Genomic DNA, 4,091 nt, shown 5'->3' with positions numbered 1-4,091 from the left:
ATCCCGGTCCACATGGTCGAGGTGATCAACAAGCTGGCCCGGGTGCAGCGGCAGATGCTGCAGGACCTGGGGCGCGAGCCCACTCCCGAGGAGCTGGCCCGCGAGCTGGACATGACCCCGGAGAAGGTCGTCGAGGTCCAGAAGTACGGCCGTGAGCCGATCTCCCTGCACACCCCGCTGGGTGAGGAGGGCGACAGCGAGTTCGGTGACCTCATCGAGGACTCCGAGGCCATCGTTCCGGCGGACGCCGTCAGCTTCACCCTTCTGCAGGAGCAGCTCCACTCCGTGCTGGACACGCTGTCCGAACGCGAGGCGGGCGTGGTCTCGATGCGGTTCGGGCTGACCGACGGCCAGCCGAAGACGCTGGACGAGATCGGCAAGGTCTACGGGGTCACCCGGGAGCGCATCCGCCAGATCGAGTCCAAGACCATGTCCAAGCTGCGTCACCCGTCCAGGTCCCAGGTCCTGCGCGACTACCTGGACTGATCGCTCACGGTGAGAGGCCGCGCCACATGGCGCGGCCTTTTCCGTACCCGGGCCCGCGAAGTCAGGTGGTGACGTCGAGGGCCCAGGGCTTCCTGCCGCCCGGGACGGGGCCGAGCGTCACGGTGTGGCCGAGTTCGTCCAGGACCTTGGCCAGCTCCTGCGGTGTCTGCGGATCGACGCCACTCTCCAGGAGCGCCCGGGCTATCACGCCCCGGGTCGCCTTGGCCATGTGGCTGACGACCTTGCCGTCCTTGAGAACCCGCACTCCGACCGCCCGTTGCCCCGGCTGCCAGGCCGCCGCGTAGGTGCTGGAACGCAGGTCGACGACCAGGCCGGGTTCGGCGTCGAGGACCGGGGTGATCGTCTTGCGCCAGTAGGGTCCGAGGGCGCCGAGCGGCGGTAGCCGTACGCTCATCGACAGGCGGTAGGGCGGCACCCGGTCGGTGATCCGCAGCAGGCCCCACAGGCCGGAGAAGATCAGCACGCTTCCGGCGGCCCGTTCGGCGGCGCCTGGAGACAGTGAGGCCAGGCCGAGATTGTCGTAGAGCACGCCGGTGTACAGTTCCGCCGCCGTCAGTGTGGCGGCGGTCCTCAGCTGCCGGTTCTTGTCGAGTTCACCCACCTGCCCCGGGGACAGGCCGAGCACGTCCTGCGCCTGGCGTTTTCCGGACAGGGTGACGAGCGTGCCCAGGACCTTCCGCCTGGAGGCCGTCAGGGAAGGAAAGCTCAGCAGGGACAGATCGAGGGCGGGGCCGTCGCCCAGCGCGGCCTTTCCCTCGGATGGCGGCAGCAGAATCAACACAGTCGCCGAGCGTAACGCGGCGGGGCACGCCGACGAGGCTCGATGTCTTCGCTGGAGAACCGGTGGAGAAAGACCGTGTGCTCCGCTCCGATGACGCTGGAGCGGAGCACACGGCAGAGATATCTGAGATGGGTCAAGCCGGGCCACGGGACGGGTCGTTCACGGGAACGGCCGCACCCGCGGCGTCGGTCCGGTGTCGCCACCGGACCTGCCGGTCTCTATCGTTCGTCGTTGCCGGCGGTTGAGGGGGTGTCGCTGAGGCGTGCCGACTCGTCCTGGATGTCGGCGCCCTTGTCTCTGAGCACGGCTACGTGCTGCCGCCCGTGGTGGGCGCAGAACAGCAGCTCCCCACCTGCGGGCAGGGTCGCGCGGATGTAAGCCTGGGCGCCGCACCGGTCACAGCGGTCCGTGGCCGTCAGCTGCTTGGTGGGGGCGAGTGTTCCAGTCACGTATCGCCTTTCAGGTCATCCCCTTGTGTGGAGGATCTGGCGTCAGTCACTTGAGACAACATCTAACCGGATGCGAGGCTTCCCAACCGGCCCCCGGCTACGCCGAGAGCGGAAAGCGCCGGAAGGTAACGGACTTTTCACTCGGTGTAACGCCATGGTGCTCACGTGAGAAGCTTGTACCCGCCGCGGCGGGAAGAACGGTAAGCTGCGCACACGTGTTCGAGCAGAGTGGGAGTGGGTGTGACCGCAGTTAGCGCGGAGAAGGGCTATACGGCGCGCCATCTGTCGGTGCTTGAAGGTCTTGAAGCCGTCCGCAAACGCCCGGGCATGTACATCGGGTCGACCGACAGCCGTGGTCTCATGCACTGCCTCTGGGAGATCGTGGACAACGGGGTCGACGAGGCCCTGGCCGGATACTGCACCCGCATCGAGGTCGAGCTGCACGCAGACGGCTCGATCGAGGTGCGCGACAACGGCCGTGGCATTCCGGTGGACATCGAGCCCAAGAGCGGCCTGGCCGGAGTCGAGCTGGTCTACACCAAGCTGCACGCCGGAGGGAAGTTCGGCGGCGGCTCCTACGGTGCCTCCGGCGGCCTGCACGGCGTCGGTGCCTCCGTGGTCAACGCGCTGTCCTCCCGCCTCGACGTCGCGGTCGACCGTGACGGCCGGGTCCACGAGATCAGCTTCCGCAGGGGAGTCCCGGGCGTCTTCGACGGCGACGGGCCCGGCGGCAGGTTCAAGAAGAAGTCCGGCCTGCGCGACGGCGGCCCGCTCCCGCGCAAGGTCACCGGCACCCGCGTCCGCTTCTGGGTCGACCACCAGATCTTCCTGCCCGAGGCGGAGGTCTCCCTCGACGAGATCCACGTCCGGCTGCGTCAGACGGCCTTCCTGGTCCCCGGCCTGACCCTGGCCGTGCGCGACAGCCGCGGCGAGGATTCCGCCGAGGAGGAGTTCTGCTTCGACGGCGGCATCTCGGAGTTCACCGAGTTCCTCGCCCGCGACGAGGCCGTGTGCGAGGTGCTGCGCCTGCAGGGCTCCGGTCACTTCCACGAGACCGTGCCCGTCCTGGACGAGCTCGGGCACATGACGCCGACCCAGGTGCAGCGTGAGCTCACCGTGGACGTCGCGCTGCGCTGGGGCAAGGGCTATGACAGCACCGTCAGGTCCTTCGTCAACGTGATCGCCACCCCCAAGGGCGGCACCCACGTCACCGGCCTGGAGCGGGCGCTGGTCCGCACGCTGAACGAGTTGCTCCGTGAGACCCGGCTGCTGAAGAACGGCGATGCCCCGGTCACCAGGGAGGACATCCTCGAAGGCCTCACCGGGGTCGTCACGGTGCGCGTTCCCGAGCCCCAGTTCGAGGGACAGACCAAGGAGGTCCTCGGCACCTCGGCCGCCTCCAGGATCGTCGCCCACGTCGTCTCCCGGGACCTCAGGGAGATCTTCACCAATCCGCCCCGCGGCGCCAAGCAGCAGCTGCGCGCGGTACTGGAGAAGATCGCCGCGGCGGCCAAGGCCAGGATCGCCGCCCGTGAGCACCGTGACAACCAGCGGCGCAAGACCGCCCTGGAGAACTCCGCGCTCCCGGCCAAACTGGTCGACTGCCGCAGCGACGACGTCGACCGCAGCGAGCTGTTCATCGTCGAGGGTGACTCGGCGCTCGGCACCGCCCGCGCGGCCCGCGACTCGGAGTTCCAGGCGCTGCTGCCGATCCGCGGCAAGATCCTCAACGTGCAGAAGGCGTCCGTCGCCGACATGCTCAAGAACGCCGAGTGCGCCGCGATCATCCAGGTCGTCGGCGCGGGGTCGGGGCGCTCGTTCGACATCGAGGCGGCCCGCTACGGCAAGATCATCCTGATGGCCGACGCCGACGTCGACGGCGCGCACATCCGATGCCTGCTGCTGACCCTCTTCCACCGCTACATGAGGCCGATGGTCGAGGCGGGCCGGGTCTTCGCCGCGGTTCCGCCGCTGCACCGCATCGAGGTCACGAACCCGGGACGCGGCCAGGACAAGTACGTCTACTGTTACTCCGACGCCGAACTGCACCGGGTCCTGCGTGACCTGGAGCGCCGGGGCAAGCGCTGGAAGGACCCGGTCCAGCGTTACAAGGGTCTGGGTGAGATGGACGCCGACCAGCTGGCCGAGACCACCATGGAGCCCCGCCGCAGGACGTTGCGCAGGGTCAGGATCGAGGACGTCCAGGAGGCCGAGCGCATCTTCGACCTCCTGATGGGCAGCGACGTGGCCCCGCGCAGAGAGTTCATCGTGGGCAGCGCGGCCGAGGTCGACCGCGACCACATCGACGCCTGAGGCGCCTGGGACGCACGGGACGCATGGGCGTCCGAGATGAG

The 4,091-nt window shown here is 68.7% G+C and carries 4 protein-coding genes; 2 read left to right on the top strand and 2 right to left on the bottom strand.

Annotation, left to right across the window (positions count from 1 at the left end; all coding sequences use genetic code 11):
- Nucleotides 1-486, top strand: a 486-nt coding sequence (locus ACFOYY_RS35800) for a sigma-70 family RNA polymerase sigma factor (protein ID WP_386195655.1), incomplete at its 5' end; no start/stop codon positions are given.
- A 61-nt stretch (nucleotides 487-547) separates the two neighbouring features.
- On the opposite strand, the gene ACFOYY_RS35795 is transcribed toward ACFOYY_RS35800, so the two are convergent.
- Together ACFOYY_RS35795 and ACFOYY_RS35790 are read right to left on the bottom strand one after the other, a co-directional pair.
- Nucleotides 548-1,288, bottom strand: a complete 741-nt coding sequence (locus ACFOYY_RS35795) for a YaaA family protein (RefSeq protein ID WP_352015879.1) — start codon at nucleotides 1,286-1,288, stop codon at nucleotides 548-550.
- Nucleotides 1,289-1,506: 218 nt separating this feature from the next.
- On the bottom strand, nucleotides 1,507-1,737 hold the full coding sequence (locus ACFOYY_RS35790; protein ID WP_352015878.1) for a DUF7455 domain-containing protein: 231 nt from the start codon (nucleotides 1,735-1,737) through the stop codon (nucleotides 1,507-1,509).
- Between the two features lie 240 nt (nucleotides 1,738-1,977).
- Here ACFOYY_RS35790 and ACFOYY_RS35785 point away from each other — a divergent pair, with 240 nt between their 5' ends.
- Nucleotides 1,978-4,050 (top strand): DNA gyrase/topoisomerase IV subunit B, encoded by a 2,073-nt coding sequence (locus tag ACFOYY_RS35785; RefSeq protein WP_386195652.1) that lies wholly within the window; start codon nucleotides 1,978-1,980, stop codon nucleotides 4,048-4,050.
- Nucleotides 4,051-4,091 lie beyond the last annotated feature (41 nt).

Source organism: Streptosporangium jomthongense (assembly GCF_042650425.1).
Taxonomy (GTDB): domain Bacteria; phylum Actinomycetota; class Actinomycetes; order Streptosporangiales; family Streptosporangiaceae; genus Streptosporangium.
The sequence above is the reverse complement of the archived record's forward strand: the minus strand, read 5'-3'. Positions and strand labels throughout refer to the sequence as shown.